We start from the raw sequence: 21564 nt of genomic DNA, 5'->3' as shown, positions 1-21564 counted from the left end.
CATATATGAGCCCTCTCCGATAGCTTACATATGTTCAAAACGAGTGTATTGGTTTCTGCGCTCGCGCTCGTCACAGTCCTCCTCGTCGGCGGTGTCGCCGCCGAGGAAATTGCCTCCGAACAGGCACCAGCGGAAACGACGGCCGCAACACAAGAACAGCAACTCATCGAAGTAGAGGTCATCGTCGAGGACCGCAACGGCGACCCGCTCCGTGATATCGAGGTGGTCGCGACGTGGGGTGAGAATGGTACGGTCTTGGATACCTCCACATCTCAAGGCCGCGTCTTGCTGGATGTCCCGGCAAACCAGCGCGTCGAGCTTACCGTTAACGACACTGACGGCGAATACGTCCGCAACCACCAGCCACGCCGTGTCCGGCCTGCCTCACTGAGCGAACCGATTACGATTCAGATGGCTGTCCGCGGGCAAATTGATTTCACTGTTGTTGACATGGACGACGAGCCAGTCGAAGAGACTCGCCTCCGGCTATCCCACGACGACGACCCCCGGACCGTCGACACCGTCTTTACCGACGAGACGGGCACGGCTGTCATCTCTGGCATCGAGCAGCGGAACTACACGGTGGAAGTGCTCCGGGCAGGGTACAATAGGACCCAACAGACAGTCGAACTGGACAGTTCCGCCACGACCAGTACCATCGAAATTGAGAGCAACAGCGTCAACGTCGACTTCACTGTTGTCGACGACCACTTCGAGGAGCCCCAACCGCTCGAAGGCGCGACCGTCGACATCGAAGGTGTCGGCTCGCCAATCCCGACCGACGACGACGGTGAGACACAGGCTCGCCTGCCGGTCAACGACAACTACGACTTGACCATTCTGCTGGACGGCTATCAGGAGACGACGACGACGCTTCGACTCGACCAGGAACCGACTGCAATCGAACTCCAGACCCAGCGTGACCCTTCGATTAGCATCAACCAACTCCAGAACGCGATTGTCGTCGGCCAGCCGACACAGGTCACCGTAACGAACTCGTACGATGAGCCTGTCGGAAACGCCCGCGTGTCGCTGAACGGCGAAACTGTCGGCCGGACCGACGCACAGGGTCAGATTATCTTCAACATCACAGAGGCTGGCAGCAACACCATCGAGGCAACGGCGGAGGGGCTGTCTGCCTCGGAGACGCTGGAAGGTGTTGACCCGAATGCCTCCCCTGACGACGGCACTGACGATTCCGACGATGGCGAGCCAGCAGACGGTGCTGACGACTCCGCGGCGGACGACGGCTCTGGTAGCGCTGACGCAATCGGCCCTGGATTCGGTCTTCTCGCCGCAGTTGGGGCGCTGTTGACGCTGGCGCTGCTCGCTCGCCGGGCGGAGTAACTGTTCTCTCCTTCGGGACGCTTAACTCTCCGGCCGTCCAGTTGTGACGTATGACTCTCCTCTCGTCTGTCCATGAAGACCACCAGGCGACCTTCGAGCAGCGTGGTGGTCGCCGCGTTGTTGCCGACTATGGCCGTCCAGAGCGCACACACCGCGCGGTTCGTAACGTCGTCGGTGTCATCGAACACGCTGTCGACGTGCTGACCGTCACCGGCGATGACCGCGTCGATTACGTCGACAATGCCGTCTCGAATCGCGTTCCAGCCGAGGAAGGTGCCGGTGTCTATGCTCTCCTTCTGAATCCACAGGGCCGAATCCGAACCGAGATGTACGTCTACAACGCTGGCGAGCGCCTGCTGGTGGTGCTGCCGCCGGGCAAGGGCGACGGAATTGCCGAGGAGTGGCAGGAGAAAACCTTCATCCAGGATGTCGATATCGAGTATGCAACCGACGACTTCGCCATCTTCGGCGTCCACGGCGCGAAGGCAACCGAGAAAATCGCCAGCGTCTGCAGCGTCCAGACGCCGGACGAGCAACTTACTTTCGTCCGCGGGTCGATGGACCGCGCTGGCGTGACGGTCGTCCGGACAGACGGGCTCACCGGCGAGGAAGGCTACGAGGTCATCTGCCGGGCTGAGGACGCCCGCGATGTCTTCGATACGCTGGAAAACCGCGGGCTGAACGCCGTTCCGTTCGGCTATCAGGCCTGGGACTCGCTCACGCTCGAAGCCGGTACCCCGCTGTTCGAGACCGAACTCGAAGACGAGGTGCCGAATAATCTCGGCCTTCGCAACGCTGTCGACTTCGAGAAAGGCTGCTTCGTCGGGCAAGAAGTTGTCTCCCGCGTCGAGAACCGCGGTCAGGCAACCAAACAACTTGTCGGGCTGACGACCGAGACTGTCCCCGAGGCTGGCGCGACGGTCTTTGCCGGCGACGAGACTGCTGGAACGGTCACTCGCGCTTGCGAGAGTCCAATGCTAGAGACGCCCGCCGCGCTTGCACTGCTTGACCGTGGCGTGGCGACAGCGGTCGCAGACGCAGACCTTGCTGTTCGCGTCGACGGTGAGGACGTGTCCGCAGCGGGGCAGCGACTCCCCCTCATCGAGGGCTCGGATACGTCTGCGCGATTGCCAAGCTACTGACTACGCGTGGTAGCAAGCAGGTACCGACTCGAAAAACTCAGTGCTGTTCGATATCTTGCCACTTGTCGTTGAACATCTGTGGCGTCTCGTTCGTGTTGAACGGGTCGAAGGTTCGTGGTGCGGTGCGCGTTGTCAGGCGTGTTCGTTCAGTTGGGGTCTGTGCTGCGGTCGGGGTTCGTTTGGTGCTCATGGGTTTGGGTTGTGTGGTCAGCGAATAATCAGCGGGCGAGACAATCGTCTACTGGTGAAGAAGGCAACGTACAGATACCCCGAGCGCTGTCATTGTACATCTACCTCTATTCCGGTCCTTAATAAATGTTCATGATGGAGGCCGCAAGCTGAGAATCGGGGGAACTCAGCCGACCGTGAGTTCGATGTCGTACTCCGTGAGGTTCTCGTAGCCGTCCTCGGTCACGACGAGCAGGTCTTCGATGCGCACGCCGCCAATCTCTGGGTCGTAGAGCCCGGGTTCGATGGTGATGATGTGGCCGGGTTCGAGTATCTCGCCGCTGTTGGCGACGCTCGGAAGTTCGTGAACGTCCAGTCCGACCCCGTGGCCAGTACTGTGGATAAATCCTGTTTCTGTCGTCGGGTCGGTGCGCAGCGTCGGCAGGTCGGCGTCTTCGTAGACATCGCAGGCCGCAGCGTGGACCTCGTCAGCTTCGATACCCGGTTCGACGGCCTCGATTGCGGCTTCGCGTGCGCGGTCGGTCAACTCGAACCACTCTTCGAGTCGCTCGCTCGCCTCGCCGTGACAGAAGGTTCGGGTCATGTCGGCGTGATACCGACTCGCCTTGTTCCGCGGAAAAATGTCGATAATAATTGGCTCGTCGGCGAGCAGTGGCCCGCTTCCCCGGTCGTGTGGGTCGGCGGCGTCTGCGCCGCAGGCGACAATCGTCTCGTCCAGCGCACAGCCCTGGCGCAACAGCGTTATCTCGATTTCTTCGGTGACACGCTCGCTGGTCAGCACCTCGCCGTCCAGCACAAGTTCGCCGTCTGCGTTGGTCTCGGCCGAACTGATCAACTCCTCGGCGCGGGCCATCGCGGTTTCGTTGGCCCGCTGTGCCTCGCGGATGTGTTCGATTTCTTCTTCGGTCTTCGTGGCGCGGACCTCCGTGACGGCACCTGATTCGTCGGCAGTTACCGTCAGTCCGTGCTCGCGCAGGCCGTCTGCGGTCTGGAGGGGAAAGCGCGGCGGTGTCGCGACCGACTCGACGCCGTATTCTTCGCAAAACGCTGCGAGGACACGACTTCTGGCTTCCGTCGGGCCGTACTCCTGGGCCTTCTCGGCGTAGCCGTAGTCCGAACCACGCTCGATGGTCGCTGCACGGGCCTCCTTCTTCGCACGGCCGTACTCGAGACTCCGTGTAAAGAGCAGGTGAACCTCGCCGTCGTACAGCGTGATGAAGGGGTCGGGGGCGTCGAAACCTGAGAGATAGTACTGGTCTGCGTCCTCCGAGTCGGCGTCGATGAGGTAGCCATCGACGCCTGCCTCGTCGAGATACTCGTCTAACTCCGTCAAGTCCGGGTTCATACGCCAGCAACGGCTGGCGGACACTTCAATCTCCCCGATGCAGCGCCGACGTTTCCGGCTGTTTATTGGGTCACCGGCCGAACTGTCGGTATGGCTGAGGACTCGACGTCCGGTCCCGACATCGCCGTCGCCGTTGTGGACGCGGAAACACCGGGCAACGTTGGCTCGATTGCCCGGTCGATGAAAAACTTCGGGCTCTCGGAGTTGTTGCTGGTTGACCCGCCTGACCTCGACCCCGACGGCGAGGCGTATGGCTTCGCCGGTCAGGCCCGGAACGATATTCTCCCCGACGCGACTGAACTCACCTTCGACGAACTCGCCGAGCAGTATCATACCGTTGCCTGCACAGCAACGACCAACGAAGACCCGCAAAACCACGTCCGCTATCCAGCAATTCCGGCCGCTGACCTCTCGGACCACCTCGCTGGCGTCGACGGTGATGTCGCAATCGTCTTCGGCCGCGAGCGAGTCGGCCTGTCGAACGAGGAACTCGCCGCGCTGGATATGGTTTGTTCAATTCCTGCTGACGACTCCTATCCGGTACTCAACCTCGCACAGGCCGCGACAATCATCTTCTACGAACTCCGCGCGCTCACTGTCGAGGACACACAGCTCCCCGAGACTGTCCACCAACTCGCCGACAAACCCTCGGTCGAGCGCGTGCACAACTACTTTGGCGAGTATCTCGACGCAATCGGCCACCCCGAAGAGAAACGAGCGAAATCGGCGCGGATGTTCCGGCGTGTGCTCGGCCGGGCGCAACTGACGCCGCGGGAGGCACAGACCTTGCAGGGACTCTTTCGGGACGGGACGCAGCGACTCGAGAACGCAGACCCTGAGGAGTAATTACATCTCGACCGGGGTGAACCAGTCCTCGTACTCTGTAGGCTGTTCTTCGACAATCTCGAAGAACTTCGTCTGGAGGGCGTCGGTCACCGGCCCTTTGGTGCCGGAGCCAATCACCGTGTCGTCGACGGACGTAATCGGCGTCACTTCTGCTGCTGTGCCGGTGAAAAACAGTTCGTCGGCGGTGTACAGTTCGCCCCGAGAGATTGTCGCCTCGTCGTGGACGGTGTAGCCCAGGTCTTCAGCAATCTGAATCGCCGAGCGTCGGGTGATTCCGTCGAGGATACTCTCGGCGAGGCCAGTCGTGTAGATTTCGCCGTCGCGGACGAGGAAGATGTTCTCGCCGGGGCCTTCTGCGACGTTGCCCTCCTTGTTGAGGACGATTGCCTCCACGTAGTCGTTGCGCTTGGCCTCTAGGCTGGCGAGCACGCTGTTGACGTAGGCACCGGTCGTCTTGGAGTTGGTCGGAATCTGGCTCGAGGAGTGTTTCCGCCACGAGGAAACAGCCACGTCGATACCCTCTTCGAGTGCTTCCTCGCCGAGGTACGCGCCCCACGGCCACGCAGCGATAGCGACCTGTTCGGGGCACTCCGAGGGGTTCAGTCCCAGCATCTCGTAGCCGTAGAAGGCAATCGGGCGGATATAACACGACTGGAGTTCCTGGCGCTGAATCAGTTCCATCGTCGCCTCGGTCAGTTCTTCGCGCGTGTATGGAATATCCAGTTCGTACGGTTTGGCGGACTCGTACAGGCGGTCGAGGTGTTCCTCCCAGCGGAAAATCGCCGGGCCCTTGTCGGTGTCGTAACAGCGCACGCCCTCGAAGACGCCGGTCCCGTAGTGCAGACCGTGCGAGAGGACGTGAACGTCCGCCTCGTCCCACGGCACGAACTCACCGTCCATCCAGATGGTGTCGACATCCATCTCGTCGAAGCTCATAATCGCATAGATTGGCCCCATCGTTAAGTAGCTTCACGATTCGCGAGGATGAGGATGATACTGTTCAACCGCTGACAATCTCTGGAACTGAATATCGAATAGGGGGACACCGAAAGCTCTTGACCGGTTCCAGACCCGGGACCGGCCTTGCCTTCCATCCGCTATGCATCGGCTGTGTCATGGGCTACTTCCTGGTGGATGAAAGGGCGAGGTCGTCTGGCGGTCGCTGAGCGGGCACTACCCGAGCGAAGCGAGGGTATCCCGGTCAGCGTGACCCGGGAGGCCGAGCAGAGCGAGGTCTCCAACTGAGCGAACGGGGAGCAGAGTGACCCGTGAGCGCGCGAGCGACCGAGGGCTTTCGATGTCTCGAATCCAGAAGTGACGTTCAGCCCGTTAATAACTCGGATTACAAAACAACCAATCACTCAGAGCGAGTTCGCCCGTTCGACCAGCACAGACCCCTCGATGTAGGGGATTCCGTGTGAGTCGGCGTAGGCCGCAGCGTCGGCGGGTGTCATCGCCTCATTTGTGTGGTCATCGAGCATCTCACAGACCACAACTGCGGGTTCGACGCCGGCGAGTTCGGCAAGCGCGAGACCGAGTTCGGTATGACCCTGCCGGTCCGCGAGCAGGCCCGGTGCGCCCCGAAGGATATGGACGTGACCGGGCGAGCGGAACTCGCTGGCAAAGTCCACCTTGTCGGGCGACTCGGCCGCGCGTGCGAGTTCACGAATCGTCAGCGAGCGGTCCTCGTCGGTGATTCCCGTTCGAGTATCTCGATGGTTGACCGGCAGCGAGAACGACGAGCGGTCGTCGTACGCGAGGTCATGTCTCGCTGCGGAGGGATGGTCAATCTCAGACTGGAGGAACGGCAGGTTGAACGCCTTCGAGACGGCGTCGCTGAGCGCGACACAGATCAATCCGCCGGCGTCGTTGCGCAGTCGCGCCACCGCTTCGGGCGTGACCGCGCTGGCCGGATAGATCAGGTCCGTCTCACCTTCGCGGTCGGCCGCGTCGTGGATACAGACGGGTTCGCCGCGCTGGAACACCTCGATAACGGCGTCGAGTCCGCTTGCGACTGCCGTCGCGTCACTGCTGTGCGACAGAGACCGTCACCTCCGTTCCATCTTCGAGGGCGAGTTCGGTTCTGAGTTCGTCCGGCGCGATGATTTCGAGGTTGTCGTCGCCGTGGTGGGTCCGCTCCGGCGAGATGACGTGTGCTTGCTCGTACTCGGTGTCACCGACAGTCAGCGTCGCTGGGTAACAGTATGCCGGGCCGTAGGTCCGCTCGTCGGACTCCCAGCCCTCGATCGTTACGGGGTCGAACGCGTCGAGACGAGCGCGCGAGCGAATGCTCTCGGTCGTCAGGTCGACATTTAGCGTTCCGGCGAATGGCTCGTAGCCGAGTTTCTCGCGGAACTGCTCCATATATCCCGAGAGGCTGATGTAGTGGCGACCTTCCCCCATGCCGCTGGTGACCGAGCCGTGGAGGTCGACAGCCTGTGCGCCCTCGAAGATCTGCTGATAACTGGCGTACTCGGCCTGTAGCCGCTGTTCGCCGGCAGCCGTAATCTCGATCCACTGGCCGTCGCCGACGATTTCACGAGTGACGTAGCCACCCTCGTCCAGTTCCTGCAGTCGCCGCGAAGCGGTCTGGTTCGACGCTTCGAGCCGGTCCGCGAGCAGCGAACAGGAGAGCTTCTCCTCGCCGTCGAGCGCACCGAGCAGTGCCAGCTCCTTCAGCGTCGTCACCTCGTCGCTCCCGAGCGCCTGCTGTGTCTCTGCCATAGTTCACAGTCAGGCGTCTCGACCCTTAAGAATAACGCATCTGTTACCCATATCAAAAATGGAACGAATGTGGGTCGTACACGTCTATCCAGGGAATAGACTAAGTTAACGCCGTTGGTTTGGGCGGCCGTCACGCACCGGAGTTGGGGTCCGAGTCGGGGTCTGGTTCCGCTCCAGCAGCCGCGTCGGCTGTCGATTCGGCGCTTGCGGTGTCGGCGGCCTCGTCGACGGTTGCTTCCTCGGCGCTGGCGGCGGTCGGAGACTCGCCACCGACATCGAGAATTTCCCGCACAGAGCGGTCACCGCGGTTCTCGTCCTCCTCGCCGAAGCCAGCACTCAGAATCCGCGTCAGCGCTTGTTCGACTGAATCGTCGATCTCCTCGTATCTGTCCTCCTCGACTTCGATGACGAACCCCGAGGTGATGTTCGGAGCCGTCGGCAAAAAGAGAATATGCCGTCCATCTGCGGTTTGTTTTCCGGTCTTGAACGCGGTCATCCGGAGGCCATCCCACACTTCGAGTCGTACCGGGGCCTGCAGGTCACTCGTCCCTGAGAGTGCGGTTTCGACGGCCATCTTCGAGGCGTTGTAGATGACCCGCAGCCCCGGCAACTGGTTAATCATGTCGTCGAGCGCCCGTTCGAGGACAGAACCAACTGCAGTCCGCATCAGATAGCCAACAGAGAAGACGAGCAGGACGAAAATTACGATCGATAGCAGCGCTCGCGTCGGTTCACTCTCGACAGGAATGGGCACCTGCGTGAGTCGGTTGTAAATCCAGGCGAGCACGACAACTGTGACCAGTATGGGGACCAGAATGATGAGTCCGCTCGCAAAATCACGCTTCCACGAAGCCATTAGGAAACTATCAGCACGGCTGGATAATGAGTTCTTGCTTTTCTTGCTGTCAAACGTGACAACTAAACGCGGCCCCTGTCTGCACTCGGGTATGAATCTCCTTGTTGTCGTGGCGACAGCGGTGTGGCTCATGTTGCCCGCCTACATCCCGAATAACGCGGCGGTGCTGGCCGGCGGCGGCCGGCCAATCGACGGCGGCCGGACCCTCGGTGACCGCCGACTGCTGGGCGATGGCAAAACCTACCGCGGCACCGCTGTCGGGACTGCTGCCGGCGCACTCGTCGCTTTGGTCCTGAACCAACTCAATACGACTGCTGGCAACCTGCTCGGGGCAGCACTCCCAACGTTTCCGACGCTCGTGCTCGTTGCCCTCCCACTGGGCGCGATGCTCGGCGATATCAGTGCCTCCTTTCTGAAACGCCGGACCGGCCGCGAGCGCGGCGCGCCCTTCCCCGGCGTCGACCAACTCGATTTCGTCGTGGTTGCGCTTTTGCTGGCCTTTCTCGCTGCGCCCGACTGGTTTCTCGATTCGTTCACCCTCCCGGTGCTGGTCGTCATTCTCGTCCTGACGCCGCTGTTGCACGTACTCACGAACGGTATTGCCTACGTCATCGGCGTCAAAGACGAACCGTGGTAACGCATATTTGACCGCCGCGCGAAGATAACCTGTGCTCTCGACAGCCGACTGTGAGCGTGAAATTCGTGAGCTTCACGACTGCTTCGTCGAGTTGTACACCGGACTGCGCGAGGATATCGAGCGCGTCGAACAAGCACTCGGCCCTGACTTTCGACTCGTTCACCCCAGCGGCGAGCGCAGCGACCGCGAGACGGTTCTTGACGGGATTCGTTCTCAGAAAGACAGTTACGGGCCCAGCGAGTTCGACATCGAGATTCGCAACGTCGACGCAATCGAGGTCCGCGAGGACCGCGCGCTGGTCAGCTACGAGGAGTGGCAGACGACGCCCGATGAACAGACTGGACGGCTGAGTACGGCGTACTTTGTGCCGAGCGAACGGGTCGCCGCCGAGTGGCGATATCTCCAGGAAACCTGGCTCTAGGGCGCGCTCGCCTCGGTCAGCCGAGCGTATTCCTCGTCGGTCAACTCGATGGCCGCGGCGGCGACGTTCTCCTCGAGATGCTCGGGGCTCGAGGTGCCGGGAATCGGCAGGGTGACCGGCGAGTGCTCCAGCAGCCATGCTAGCGCAATCTGGTACCGGGTCGCGTCGTGGTTCGCCGCGACGGCTTCGAGGTCATCTTCGAGTCCGCCGAGGTCACCTGCCGCCAGTGGGAACCACGGCATGAAGCCGATATCGTACTCCTCGCAGGCCTGCAACACGTCCTCGTCGTCGCGGTTACCGATGTTGTACTGGTTCTGGACCGTCGCAACGTCGATGTGGTCGCGAGCAGTTTCCAGTTGCTCGACGGTAACATTCGAGAGGCCGATGTGGTCGACCAGCCCTGCGTCCTTGCACTCGGCGAAGGCTTCGATGCTGTCCTCGAATGGCGTATCCGGGTCCGGGCGGTGGAACTGGTAGAGGTCGATCGAGTCGACGCCCAGTCGGTCACGGCTGACGAGCACCTGATTGCGGATGTAGTCAGGCTCACCGTGGGGAAGCCACTCGCCGCCACGTTCGCGTAACAGCCCCGCCTTCGTCGCAACGACGATCTCGTCGACTGGCAACGCTTCGCCGATGAGGCGTTCGCTGACGCCGGGGCCGTAGGAATCTGCGGTGTCGATGAAATCGACGCCAAGGTCAACCGCTTGCTGGAGGAGTTGCCGTGCAGCGTCCTCGTCCTCAGGTGGACCGATGATATCCTCGCCGGTGACTCGCATCGCGCCATAGCCCATCCGGTGGATTGTCAGTTCGCCGTTCAGGTCGAACGTATCGCTCTCGTTTGAGACCATGCACCTACGGCGAGCGCAACGGGCAAAAATCCTTGCCGCAAGGCACCGTCCGCACCCGTTCGGTCGCTCACTTATAATCCCCACATACCCGCGCTAGTCCATTATAAGTCCCACAGTCAAAACACAGTTGTGTCTCCCCAGAACTATGCCGACCAGGCGAGTATTCTTTTCGTGTCGGCCGGCGCGGCGGTTGACGACCGCACCGACCAACTCGCCGCTACGACCAACACGACCGTAACAACAGTCGATTCGGTTGCCGAAGCGATGTCGATGGTCCGCTCTGCGGACGGCGTTGACTGCATCATCAGCGACCAGCATCTCCCCGAGACTGATGGGATTGCGTTTCTCGAAGCTGTCCGCGCCCAGCGCCCGCATCTGCCCTTCATCCTGTGTACTGAACACGGGAGCGAAGAACTCGCAAGCCGTGCAATTTCTGCGAACGTGACCGAGTATCTGGTTGCCGATGGGGCGGAGCAACGGTGGGGTCGCCTCGCTGACCTCGCGACCGACGCGATCCGCTCCGCACGGCGGCGCGAGCAACTGTTCGAGCCACACAACCGGGCTCGAACGCTGCTCAATGCGACCCGTGACACAGTTGCGGTGATACAGGACGGCGACCTTGCCTATCTCAATGCGGCCGGACGAGAACTGTTCGGCGTCGGTCCGGATGAACCAGTTACTGCACGGCCCGTCGAAAGCGTCATCTCGGCTGTCGATGACACCATCACGTCGGCGCTGGAGGCGGTTGCTGCCGGGCGTGAACCGGTCGCCAGACGGGAGTGTACCCTCGAACGCGACGGCGGCGTTCGAATCCCCGTTGAGTTCACACTCACCGAAATCGAGTGGGCGGGTGAGCCGTCGATTGTCTTCGTCGCTCGCAACGTCAGCGAACGCAAACACTCAGAGTACGAACTCCAGCGATTTCGGAAAGCAGTGGAATCTGCTGGCCACGCGATCTATATTACGGACACCGACGGGACAATCACCTACGTCAATCCTGCCTTCGAGCGAATTACTGGCTACGACAGCGCCGAGGCTATCGGCAACACGCCGAAGATTCTCCAGTCCGGCGAGATGTCAGACGAGTACTATCAACGGCTGTGGACGGATATTAGCGCCGGTGAATACTGGGAAGAAGAGATAATCAACGAGCGTCGCAATGGTGACCTCTACCACGCAAACCAGACCATCGCTCCGGTGACCAACGACGACGGCGATGTCGAACAGTTCGTCGCGATGCAGACGGATATCACGGAGCGAACGGAGGCGAAACGCGACCTCGAACGCTACCGCAAGATGGTCCAGCACCTCGACGACCCGATTGCGCTGTACGACCGCGATGGGAACTTTGCTGTCGTCAACGACGCACTTGCAGGTCTTGCTGGCTGTCCGCGCGAGGACCTGGTCGGCAGTGACGAGTCGGCGTTTCTCACCGGAGACGCGCCGTCGATGTTTGCCCAGTACCGCGACACGGTCCGTCAGACCAGTGAGCCGTTCGAAATCGAGCGCCGGATCACCACCCGTACCGGTACTGACGCAACCTACAACATTCGGTGGTATCCCTACTACGACGCCGACGGGGACTTCGTTGGGACACTTGCCATCTGGCGGGATGTCACCGAGCGCAAACAGCGGAAGGAAGAACTCAAACAGTACGAACAGGCAGTTACTGGGTCAACTGACCTGATTGCCGCAACTGACGAGCAGGGCCAGTTTCGCTTTGCGAACCCCAAGTACTGCCGGTATCACGGCCTCGACCCCAACGCTGTCACAGATCTAACGCTGCAGTCGCTGTTTGCCGACCGGGAGGGGTACGAACAGCTCCAGAACAGGGTCGCCCGTGCGCTCGACGGAAACACTGTCAAGTACCGAACAACCCGTGTCCACCCGACTCGCGGAGAGCGAACACTCGACGTTCGATATTATCCGCTGTCTGATGATGGGACGATTAGCGGCGTCGTCGCAGTGTTACGTGACGTAACTGACCGGACGAACCGCGCGAAACAGCTCCGGGTCGTCGACCGGGTGCTGCGACACAATCTCCGCAACGACCTGACGGCAATTCGACTTCGGACACAGGAACTGGGGGCCGCGCCGGAGGCCGAGCGGTCGGAACTGGTCACGGAGATTCTCGACACCGCTGACGGACTGCTAACGACGAGCGAAAAGTCCCGTTCGATCACTGATATCCTCGCTGACCCGCCGGAAGTTCGCCAGCGAGACGTTGGCGCAGAAATCCGGCGTCGGGTTGACTCGCTGCGCACCACCTACCCACACGCCGACGTTGCGTTCAGCGGTGACCACTCCGCGACGGCAATTGCAACACAGTCTCTCGGCGAGGCGATTGCTGAACTCCTCACGAACGCTGTCGTCCACCACGATGGCGACCGGCCAACCATCGATGTCCACGTCAGCACACAGCCCGAGACTGTCGAGATACGGCTCACCGACGACGGCCCCGGCATTCCGCCGATGGACCAGGATGTCCTCCTGACCGGTCGGGACAGCGACGAATTATACCACGGGAGCGGACTCGGTCTGTGGCTCGTCTACTGGGTCGTCCAGCGCTCCGGTGGCGATATCGATATCGCTGACGGCGACCCTCGTGGGACGACGATTACGCTGACGCTCCCACGGCGTCCCTCCTGAGTGGGTTCGGTGAGCCACCGGGAGTTGACCGACGCCGAGACGGTCCGTACCGTTGTCGCCGAGGAGAACCCTGACGAAAGTGAGGCGATAGCGACAGCGGAACTGCCCGTGAGCGCGTCACAGAGGTTGCATCCACGACGACTGAGCTACTCGGCGACCGGTAACTCGACGACGAAGACACTTCCCTCGGGTTCGTTGTCCTCGATCCAGACTGTTCCCTCGTAGCGCTCGACGAGCGTGTGGACCAGAAACAGCCCTAACCCTGTGCTGTTGCTATCAACGCCAGTTTCTCCTTCGTCGAAGATTTCCCCCTTTCGGTCGTCTGGAATTCCTGGCCCATTGTCTGCAACCCGGACCTGCACGGCTTCGCCCACGTCGACAGACACCTCCACTTCCGGTAGTTCCTTGTCGTTGTGGATGACAGCGTTGTTCAGCAGGTTTCGGAAGACTGATTCGAGCATTTCGTCAGCCAGTACCTCAACCTCCGGAACCGTGCCATCAAGCGTCACCAGTGCCCCCTCGTAGCTTGACCGAATTTCGTCAATCTGTTCTTCGATGACGTAGCGGAGCTGCACTGGCGAGCGGTTTGTCCCCGACTGCAGGAGCACCTCCGTCACGTCACGTGCCGTCTCGGTAATCTTGACCGCGTCTTGGGCGGCTTCCCGGACTTGTTGCACATATTCCTGGCCGCCCTCTTCGACGTGGTCTTCGAGCAACTCCGAGTACACTTGCACAAGCTGGAGGTCGTTACGTACGTCGTGGCGGACGACCTTGTTCAACACTTCGAGGTTATCTCGTTGGCGTTCGAGCGTCTGCTCGTAGCGTTTGAGTTCGGTCACGTCACGGGCATATCCGAGGATTGCCTCTTCCCCACTCCCTGGCACCTCGTAGGGCATCTTCGTGGTCTGAAGCAGTCGCGTGTCGCCGTCGGCGGTCACCAGTTCCTCCTGAATTTCTTTCGGTTCGCCGGTTTCGAGGACCTCCCGGTCGTCGCCGCGGAACTCCTCGCCTTGGTCGCTATCTGGGAGAACCTCGTCTTCCTCGTGGCCACCGACTTCCCCGGGTTCGACGCCGAAGGCCTCGGCAGTTGCTTCGTTGGCAATCAGGTACTCACCGCGGCTGTTCTTGACGAAAATGAAGTCTGGAACGAGGTCGATAATCTGTCTGAGGCCTTCTCTGGCGTTTTCCAGCGCCTCCTCCGACTGTTTGCGCTCGTCGATATCGAGGTGGATACCGACGGCTCGCAGCGGCTCGCCGTCGGCGTCGCGCTCGACGACGCGACCGATATCCTGAATCCACTTCCACTCACCGCTGGCCGTTCGCATCCGGTGCTCGGTGTCGTAATACTCCGTCTCGTCGTCGAGATGCCTTTCTAACACCGCATTCACGCGGTCGATATCCTCCGGATGCACCCGCTGTTCCCATTCCTCGAGGGTCGGACTAATATCATCGGGGTCGTAGCCCAGCATCGTCGCCCAGTTGTCGTTGAACTGGACCACATCGGTCTGCAGGTCCCAGTCCCAGACGCCGAGGTTCGCCCCGCCGACGGCCAGTTCGAGTCGCTCTTTCAGTCGCTGGAGCTCCTGTTGGCGTTGCTTGCGCTCGGTGATATCCTGCAGGACGCCGACGACTCGCGTCGCTCGGCCGTCAGCACCGCGTTCGACAACTTTGTTGAAGCTCTGTACCCACGTCCACTCGCCGTCGCTCGACCGCACGCGGTACTCGTCCTTTGCAAAATCGCGGTCACCGGCCAGAAACCCTTCCAGGTCGGCTTCCATCCGGGCGTAATCCGCCGGGTGAACCCGGTCGTGCCACTCCGACAACGACCCGTCGAACTCTGCCGGGTCCGCCTCGAACAACTCCGGCACACGGTCGCCGAAGGTAATCTCGTCCTCGACGACGTTCCAGTCGTAGATACCCAGTTTCGAGGCCTCCAAGACGAGTTCGAGTTGCTCTGTACTCACGTCCAGCCCCGCCCCAAGCGGGTCCGGTTCGTCTTGCTCTCGGGCTGTCCCGACCAGTTGTACGACTCCTCCGCCTTCGAGGACCGGTTTCAGCGTTGTCTCCCATCGAACTGACTGGTCGGACGTGGCGAAGCGTTGTTCGTACTCGACAGGATCGCCTTCCTCAACCGCTTCGAGCCCTCGTTCGGACACCGTGGTCCCGAGTGGTCCGAGCGCCTCTCTGGGAGTTTTACCGTGGAGTTCTGTGTCTTCGTGACCAACCAGCTGCCGATAGGTGTCGTTTGTCCGACTGAATCTCACCTCGCCGCTGTCAGCCGCGACATCGAGGATAAATAGTCCGTCATCGGCTGCGTTGACCATCGTCTCGTAGGGGTCAGTGGATTCTCGCTCGCTGCCGTCCGTCTCTGCGATGGAGTCGTCCACAGGTCCCAACCTATCATGGACTGATGTGGTCCTTGTATAAGAATATAACCCGGCTGGTGACCACGAAATGCAGTCGAATCTGTCCTCAGTGCCGCGGTGATAACGGGATTGTCGCGAGCAACAACAGCACTGTCGTCGCGAACAGCCCCGTTGCGAGGCCGTAACTCGTTGTCGCGGGCTGGAGTGCGCTCGCTGCCCCGCCGAATATACCAACCACCGCACCGATAACCGGCAGGACACAGCCAACACAGGTGAACAGCCCGACTGTCCCCGCAAGCGCGCCCCGAGAACCGGCCGCGACTGCACAGCCGACCGCATACGACAGCGTCGCGTAGCCGATAACCTCGAATGGCAGCAGGGTTCCGCCAACTGGGCCGACGCTGTACATCACAATCGGTCCCCAGCCCGGCGTCGCCTGCATAATCATGACCGTATTCGTCTCACCACCGAATCCAAACGGCGTTCCAATCGCGGCCAGCACGGCGAAATAGCCAACTGCGACTGCAACTCCAATCTTCGACTCCGACAGCGTCGGGCCGCGACGGACCAGCGTGGCAACCACATAGCAACTGAGGACAATCCAGACGACCGGATACAGCGTGTACCGGACAGACTGCACGACGGTGCCGGTCACGGCAACGTACGCGAAGATGGCCACAATGTTGGCGACCAGCGCCGCGAGCGCCAGCGTCGTCTCCGGACTCGCCAGTACCGAGACGGCTCGTGCCGCGCCGCGTCGTCTGGCTGTCCCCGACATCCTATGCTTTACTCGTGTTCGTCTGGTCGTCGTCTTCGTCGTTTGGCAGTGCGTACAGCCCGATTAGGAGGGCTCCCACAACGATGGCTGAGGCGGCGTAGTACAGCCGCGACGCAGGGTCGAATCCAACCATCGCGAGCACGGTCCGGAATTCGATGACCGCGACGACGGCAAAGGCGAGCAGGATGGTCAGTCCGGTAATACCCGGCCGTTTCATACGAGCACCTCCGCGCTCGCGACGAGCGAATTGTAGAGGATGGTGCCGTAGGTGCCGAAGAAGCCACCGCCATCGATGATCGCTGCCAGCGGCAGAACGTAGGTGAGCACGATGAGCGTGAGTGCAACGCCCGTCCAGAGCTTCAGGTTCGAGAGCACGTCAGGCGCGTGTTCCGGGCCGGACAGCGCTGGCGGAATCACGTCGGCTTCCGTCCGTTTCTCGCGGGTGCCGACAATCGAGCCGAGTCGGGTTCCCGACAGTAGCAGGTGGATGAAGAACAACACCAGCGACAGCGTCAGCAAGACGCCGCCGAGTGCAATCTGGAGCTTTAGTTCGCTGATCGCGCCGAAGGCCGTCTCGAAGGTCACCTGTTCGTAGGTCGGGTCGGCCGTTCGGCGGGGAATCCCTGCTAGCCCAGCGCGGTGCATCGCGTTGCCCATCAGCACCATGCCGAGGAACCACAGCAACACCTGCGCCATGCCGAGCCGTCGGCTGAAGATCTCTCGGCCGGTGATAATCGGCAGGAACCAGTAGGTTGCTGCCATAAAGGAGAGCGCAACGGCGGTGCCGACAGTCATGTGGAAGTGACCGACGACCCACAGCGTGTTGTGGATGAGGTAGTTGATGTTCATTCCGGCGTTGATCATTCCGGAGAAGCCGGCAGCGGCGAACATCAGCCCCGCAAGCGCCATGCCGGTGAAGGCGGGCTTGTTCCAGGGCAGCGCACGGAGCCAGCCGAGATAGCCCTCACCACCGCGCTGGCGAGCGCCGTGTTCCAGACTCGCCACGACGGTGAAGGCGGTCAGCAGGCTTGGCAACAGCAGGAACATCGTGTTCGTCATCGCGAGGAACTTGAATCCTTCTGCAATTCCGGGGTCGACGTACTGGTGGTGAATCCCGGTCGGGACCGACAGCACCAGAAAGAGCACGAAGACAATCCGTGCGAGGGTGTCACTGAACAGTCGGCCACCGCCGAGTTTCGGCAGGATGACGTACCACATCATGTACACTGGCATGAGCCAGAAGTAGACGACTGGGTGGCCGAAGAACCAGAACAGCGTCCGGGTGAGCAGCGAGTTCACGCCGCCGACCAGTCCAAGGGACCACGGGATAATGAAGAAAATCAGCGAGATAGCAACACCGGCACTCGCCAGATACCACATCAGCATCGTCGTCAGCACCATGAACGTCCGCAGCGGCGTCTTCTGGTCGGGGTTGTTGCGCTTCCAGGCGAACCACGAACGGAACCAGTCCACGCCGGCGAACCAGCTGCCGACGACGAAAAAGACCAGCCCGAAGTAGAACACGGGGTGGGCTTCGAGCGGCGCGTAGAACGTGTACAGCACCGTCGCCTGCAGGTTGCCAATCTCGACGGTGGAGAAACCACCGATGATTGCAATTGCGCCCATCGCCGAGCCAAGCACCATCAGCCCGTACCAGAATCTGGTGAACCAGATGTTCTCTGAACTGCGGTCGAGGCTATCGGTCACCGCCCACTGGAAGAAGCCGACGAGGAAGAAAATCGTAAAGAGCAGCGCCATCGCAACGCCGTGTAGCGTCAACACGGTGTAGTAGTCGGCATTCGTGACGAAGCCAGTGTAGTAGCCAGTGCGGTGTAGCGTCTGGATGAACCCCATCAATCCGCCGATGGCGAGCGCGATGAACGAACTCGTCAGTGCTGCTCGCACAATCAGGGCTTCGTCGGGATGTCTGTCAGCAAAGACCTCCATTATTGGTCACCTCCCCACTGGTCTTCGGGAACAACCCTGATTGTCCCGGCCATCTCCTCGTGGCCCGGACCACAGAATTCGTGACAGATGACGCCGAGGTCCGTTGGTTCGTCGTATTCGCCGAACTCGACGGTGATTTCTGACATCTGGCCGGGGATGACCATCGTGTTCACGTTCGTCCCGGCGATGCTGAATCCGTGCGTCACGTCCGTGGAACTGATGTAGAAAGTCACTTCACTGTTTTCAGGCACGCGAATCGGTTGACCAGTGCCGGGGAGATACGCGAACTGCAGTGCTTGCACTGCAACTGCGTACTCGCCGTCACCGGTCTGTGTCGCGTTTGGCTGCTGGTATTTCTCGAACTCTTCGCTGCTGGTGACGTTCTCCGGCGAGACCGTCCCGCCGTCGTCGGAAATCATCTCGACGCCAGCGCCGACTGTCCCGTAGGTAATCGTCCCGATGAACGCGACAATCAAAAGCAAGGACAGCCCAAACCAGAGTTTTTCGTAGTTGTGAATCTCCATACCTTACACCACCGTTGGGCCGTTTCCGAGGAACTCAACGAAGTACATGAACGCCCACATGAGGCTGATAATTACAAAATAAATCAATACGAGCACGAGTGTTCCGACCGGGTCGAACTCGTCATGTCCGATCTCTCGTTCGATCGGATCACCCTGTGCGTCTGTCGGTTGGTCAGTCGCCGAACTCATACTCCGCGCTTTTGCCCCCGTGTAAAATAAGGTTCGGGCCCTTCCAACAACCTGGGAATCAGGGGTACTTATATATTTGATTGCGATGTTATCAGCATTATATGGACTTCTCGCCACGACGTATCGCGATACTCGCACTGCTTGCGTACATTCCCGTTGGCGTCTACACACTGGCTGCAGGAGAGATGACGGTCCCGACAACCGCCATTGCTGTCGTGAATCTCGTCCTGATCTGTGGCTCAATTCTGCTTCTGTTTGGTCCGTCCCCCGGCCAGCCTGATACCCCCGCCACACACTGACCGATGGCAACCTGCTCGCTCTGTGACCTCCCTGCCGACCCGCCCGTAACCAGCGACGACGCCGACGGCGAGTTCTGTTGCCGTGGCTGTCTCGAAATCTCCCGTTCGCTCGGTGACGTTGACCCGGATAACATCGACAACTTGCCGGACCGGGAAGAACCGGACCACCCCGAGGACGCCGAGACGAGTTATCTGGCCGTCGACGGGATGCACTGCTCGACCTGCGAACTGTTTCTCGAAGACCTCGCCTGTCGCGAATCTGGCGTCTACGACGCCGAAGCCAGTTACGCCGCCGAAACGGTGAAACTCACCTACGACCCAGACGAGCGAACACAGTCGGAGTTGGCCGGGGCAGTCTCTGGCCTCGGCTACAGCGCACGGGCCCGCGACGAGACTGGCGATGGCGGGACAGACCTGGCGAGTCGCCTGCTCGTCGGCGGATTGTTCTCGATGATGGCGATGACGTGGTACGCCATCTTTCTCTATCCCACCTACTTTGGCTTCGACGCCATCGTGGACCTCGGAACCTTCGACGGCGCGTACGTCTACGGCCAACTCGCCGTCGTGACGGCGATTGTGCTGCTGTACACCGGTCGGCCGATGCTCCGGGGTGCCTACGTCAGCCTCCGAACCGGTCGGCCGAACGTCGACCTGCTGGTCTCTGTCGCCGCCGTTGCTGCCTACACGTACAGCACCGCGCAACTCGCACTCGGCGGGACCGACCTCTACTACGACGTGACCATCGTTGTCGTCATGGCCGTCACTATCGGCAACTACTACGAAACCCGAATCAAGCGCAAGACTGCCGGCCTGCTCTCAGACCTGACGGAACTTCGTGTCGAGGAAGCGACCCGAGAAGATGGCGAAACAGTTCCAGTCGAGGAGATTGCGCCCGGCGACCGCCTGCTGGTGCGACCGGGTGAACGCGTCCCTGTCGACGGCACCATCGCCGAGGGCACCGCCGCCGTCGACGAGGCGCTGGTGACCGGCGAATCTGTCCCGGAGACGAAAACGCCCGGCGACAGCGTCCGCGGCGGGACTGTCGTCACTGACGACCCGCTGGTTATCGAGGCCGACACCGACACCGAGAGCACGCTCGACCGACTGGTTGGGACGCTCTGGGATATTCAGGCCACCCGGCCGGGCGCACAGCGGATCGCCGACCGGATTGCGACTGTCTTCGTTCCGCTCGTCCTCGCGCTTGCGGTGGTCGCCGCAGCGGCCGGTGTCGTTCTCGGCGCCACAGTACAAGAAGCGATGCTCGTCGGCCTCACTGTGGTCATCGTCTCCTGTCCCTGTGCGCTCGGGCTGGCAACGCCCCTTGCGGTTGCGACCGGATTGCAGGCCGCGGCTGACCGAGGAATTGTTGTCGCAACGGCGGAGCTGTTCGAGCAGGCCCCAGACATCGAGACGGTTGTCTTCGACAAAACTGGAACACTGACCACCGGCGAGATGACTGTCACCTCCGTCAAGGGGAGCGCTTCCCGTGCAACGCTGCTCGAACGTGCTGGTGCTGTCGAGCGGTACTCAACACATCCAATCGCGGCGGCAATCACCGAGGCCGCGGACACCCCCGACACGACTGCCGAAGCTGTCTCCGAGCATACCCGTGGTGTCTCCGGAACCATCGCGGGCGAGGAAACGCTCGTTGGCCATCCTGACCTGTTTGCGGAACGGGGCTGGTCGGTCCCCACAGCAGTCTCCAGGAAGGCAGACACCATTCGTGACCGCGGTAACGTCGCAGTCGTTGTCGGCTGGTCGGGAGCGGCCCACGGCGTGATTGGTGTTGGTGACCGCCTCCGCGAAGAGACGCCAGCAGTGCTGGAGACGCTCGGCTCGGACCGGCGTATCGTCGTCCTCACTGGCGACGACCGGCCCGGCACAGATAGCCTCGCGTCCCACAACGCGGTCGACACCGTCTATACTGGCGTGCCACCGGATGGCAAAACCGAGACAGTTCGACGCCTCGCAGCCGAGGGTCCGGTCGCGATGGTCGGCGACGGAAGTAACGACGCACCTGCGCTGGCGGCGGCCGACGTGGGTATCGCTCTCGACGGTGGCACAGAACTGGCGACAGACGCCGCCGACGCGGTCATTCTCGACAACAAACTCACGAACGTCCCGGTGGTCTTCGAGACGGCAGCCCGAACGAATCGCCGGATCAAACAGAACATCGCGTGGGCGTTCTGTTACAACGGCGTCGCGATTCCGCTGGCCATCACCGGCGTGTTGAACCCGCTGCTGGCGGCCGTTGCGATGGCATCGAGCAGTCTGTTCGTCGTCGCCAACTCGGCCCGCGGGTACGGTGACGGAGAGCCAGACGCCGAGGAGACCGACCGACCAAGCGGACTGGTCGGTCAGCCTCACGGTGCCTGACCACGTGTTCCCGTCTGGGTCGGGTTGACGCGTTCACACACAAGGCGAACGCTTTTTGCTTGCCTCGGCAGATATACGCGT

21 protein-coding genes are annotated in these 21564 nt (G+C 61.2%); 8 read left to right on the top strand and 13 right to left on the bottom strand.

Going from position 1 to position 21564, the window contains the following annotated elements:
• The first annotated feature begins 30 nt into the window (after positions 1 to 30).
• The gene (locus tag ACMGFM_RS08430) at positions 31 to 1347 is read left to right on the top strand and encodes a carboxypeptidase regulatory-like domain-containing protein (protein ID WP_436902016.1); all 1317 of its coding nucleotides are present in this window, start codon (positions 31 to 33) and stop codon (positions 1345 to 1347) included.
• A 50-nt stretch (positions 1348 to 1397) separates the two neighbouring features.
• A complete protein-coding gene (ygfZ, locus tag ACMGFM_RS08425; RefSeq protein WP_436902015.1) occupies positions 1398 to 2489 on the top strand; it encodes a CAF17-like 4Fe-4S cluster assembly/insertion protein YgfZ in 1092 nt (363 codons plus the stop codon).
• A 37-nt stretch (positions 2490 to 2526) separates the two neighbouring features.
• Here ygfZ and ACMGFM_RS08420 read toward each other — a convergent pair whose 3' ends face one another.
• A complete protein-coding gene (locus tag ACMGFM_RS08420; protein ID WP_436902014.1) occupies positions 2527 to 2679 on the bottom strand; it encodes a hypothetical protein in 153 nt (50 codons plus the stop codon).
• A gap of 165 nt (positions 2680 to 2844) precedes the next feature.
• On the bottom strand, positions 2845 to 4023 hold the full coding sequence (locus ACMGFM_RS08415; protein ID WP_436902013.1) for a M24 family metallopeptidase: 1179 nt from the start codon (positions 4021 to 4023) through the stop codon (positions 2845 to 2847).
• A gap of 90 nt (positions 4024 to 4113) precedes the next feature.
• On the opposite strand from ACMGFM_RS08415, the gene ACMGFM_RS08410 reads away from it, so the two are divergent.
• Positions 4114 to 4869, top strand: a complete 756-nt coding sequence (locus ACMGFM_RS08410; protein ID WP_436902012.1) for an RNA methyltransferase — start codon at positions 4114 to 4116, stop codon at positions 4867 to 4869.
• Here the strand turns inward: ACMGFM_RS08410 and ACMGFM_RS08405 are convergent, their stop codons facing one another.
• The 4 genes from ACMGFM_RS08405 to ACMGFM_RS08390 all read right to left on the bottom strand — a co-directional run bounded on the left by ACMGFM_RS08405 (position 4870) and on the right by ACMGFM_RS08390 (position 8449).
• On the bottom strand, positions 4870 to 5805 hold the full coding sequence (locus ACMGFM_RS08405) for a branched-chain amino acid transaminase (protein ID WP_436902011.1): 936 nt from the start codon (positions 5803 to 5805) through the stop codon (positions 4870 to 4872).
• Between the two features lie 425 nt (positions 5806 to 6230).
• Complete coding sequence (gene ribB / locus ACMGFM_RS08400; protein WP_436902215.1) at positions 6231 to 6911, bottom strand: 3,4-dihydroxy-2-butanone-4-phosphate synthase; 681 nt, start codon at positions 6909 to 6911, stop codon at positions 6231 to 6233.
• On the bottom strand, positions 6895 to 7593 hold the full coding sequence (locus tag ACMGFM_RS08395; protein WP_436902010.1) for a DUF120 domain-containing protein: 699 nt from the start codon (positions 7591 to 7593) through the stop codon (positions 6895 to 6897). The genes ribB and ACMGFM_RS08395 overlap by 17 nt, the downstream gene beginning before the upstream one ends.
• A 130-nt stretch (positions 7594 to 7723) precedes the next feature.
• A complete protein-coding gene (locus ACMGFM_RS08390; protein ID WP_436902009.1) occupies positions 7724 to 8449 on the bottom strand; it encodes a DUF502 domain-containing protein in 726 nt (241 codons plus the stop codon).
• Positions 8450 to 8540: 91 nt separating this feature from the next.
• Between ACMGFM_RS08390 and ACMGFM_RS08385 the strand changes: the two genes are divergently transcribed.
• Both ACMGFM_RS08385 and ACMGFM_RS08380 read left to right on the top strand, forming a co-directional pair.
• Positions 8541 to 9086, top strand: a complete 546-nt coding sequence (locus tag ACMGFM_RS08385; protein WP_436902007.1) for a CDP-2,3-bis-(O-geranylgeranyl)-sn-glycerol synthase — start codon at positions 8541 to 8543, stop codon at positions 9084 to 9086.
• A 31-nt stretch (positions 9087 to 9117) separates the two neighbouring features.
• Positions 9118 to 9507 (top strand): DUF4440 domain-containing protein, encoded by a 390-nt coding sequence (locus ACMGFM_RS08380; RefSeq protein ID WP_436902006.1) that lies wholly within the window; start codon positions 9118 to 9120, stop codon positions 9505 to 9507.
• On the opposite strand, the gene ACMGFM_RS08375 is transcribed toward ACMGFM_RS08380, so the two are convergent.
• Positions 9504 to 10355 carry an aldo/keto reductase gene (locus tag ACMGFM_RS08375; protein ID WP_436902005.1) on the bottom strand — a complete coding sequence of 284 codons (852 nt, stop codon included), beginning with the start codon at positions 10353 to 10355 and terminating at the stop codon, positions 9504 to 9506. The genes ACMGFM_RS08380 and ACMGFM_RS08375 overlap by 4 nt on opposite strands.
• Positions 10356 to 10526: 171 nt before the next feature.
• Here ACMGFM_RS08375 and ACMGFM_RS08370 point away from each other — a divergent pair, with 171 nt between their 5' ends.
• Complete coding sequence (locus tag ACMGFM_RS08370) at positions 10527 to 13004, top strand: PAS domain S-box protein (RefSeq protein ID WP_436902004.1); 2478 nt, start codon at positions 10527 to 10529, stop codon at positions 13002 to 13004.
• 146 nt (positions 13005 to 13150) lie between these two features.
• Here ACMGFM_RS08370 and ACMGFM_RS08365 read toward each other — a convergent pair whose 3' ends face one another.
• From ACMGFM_RS08365 to ACMGFM_RS08340, 6 genes are all read right to left on the bottom strand, one after another.
• Positions 13151 to 15391 (bottom strand): PAS domain-containing protein, encoded by a 2241-nt coding sequence (locus tag ACMGFM_RS08365; protein WP_436902002.1) that lies wholly within the window; start codon positions 15389 to 15391, stop codon positions 13151 to 13153.
• 85 nt (positions 15392 to 15476) lie between these two features.
• Positions 15477 to 16148: a DUF7546 family protein gene (locus tag ACMGFM_RS08360; RefSeq protein WP_436902001.1), complete on the bottom strand. Its 672-nt coding sequence runs from the start codon at positions 16146 to 16148 to the stop codon at positions 15477 to 15479.
• Between the two features lies 1 nt (position 16149).
• Positions 16150 to 16365: a hypothetical protein gene (locus ACMGFM_RS08355; protein ID WP_436902000.1), complete on the bottom strand. Its 216-nt coding sequence runs from the start codon at positions 16363 to 16365 to the stop codon at positions 16150 to 16152.
• Complete coding sequence (locus tag ACMGFM_RS08350; RefSeq protein WP_436901999.1) at positions 16362 to 18095, bottom strand: b(o/a)3-type cytochrome-c oxidase subunit 1; 1734 nt, start codon at positions 18093 to 18095, stop codon at positions 16362 to 16364. Before ACMGFM_RS08350 ends, ACMGFM_RS08355 begins: the two co-directional genes overlap by 4 nt.
• Positions 18095 to 18619: a cupredoxin domain-containing protein gene (locus ACMGFM_RS08345; RefSeq protein ID WP_436901998.1), complete on the bottom strand. Its 525-nt coding sequence runs from the start codon at positions 18617 to 18619 to the stop codon at positions 18095 to 18097. The genes ACMGFM_RS08350 and ACMGFM_RS08345 overlap by 1 nt, the downstream gene beginning before the upstream one ends.
• Before the next feature lie 3 nt (positions 18620 to 18622).
• The gene (locus ACMGFM_RS08340; RefSeq protein WP_299277507.1) at positions 18623 to 18808 is read right to left on the bottom strand and encodes a cytochrome oxidase; all 186 of its coding nucleotides are present in this window, start codon (positions 18806 to 18808) and stop codon (positions 18623 to 18625) included.
• A 101-nt stretch (positions 18809 to 18909) separates the two neighbouring features.
• Between ACMGFM_RS08340 and ACMGFM_RS08335 the strand changes: the two genes are divergently transcribed.
• Complete coding sequence (locus tag ACMGFM_RS08335; RefSeq protein ID WP_436901997.1) at positions 18910 to 19107, top strand: DUF8131 family protein; 198 nt, start codon at positions 18910 to 18912, stop codon at positions 19105 to 19107.
• Between the two features lie 3 nt (positions 19108 to 19110).
• Positions 19111 to 21483 carry a heavy metal translocating P-type ATPase gene (locus ACMGFM_RS08330; RefSeq protein WP_436901996.1) on the top strand — a complete coding sequence of 791 codons (2373 nt, stop codon included), beginning with the start codon at positions 19111 to 19113 and terminating at the stop codon, positions 21481 to 21483.
• The last annotated feature ends 81 nt before the right edge of the window (positions 21484 to 21564 follow it).

It is taken from the genome of Halovenus halobia, assembly GCF_051414135.1.
GTDB lineage: Archaea > Halobacteriota > Halobacteria > Halobacteriales > Haloarculaceae > Halovenus > Halovenus halobia.
This window is presented reverse-complemented; position numbering and strand designations above follow the sequence as displayed.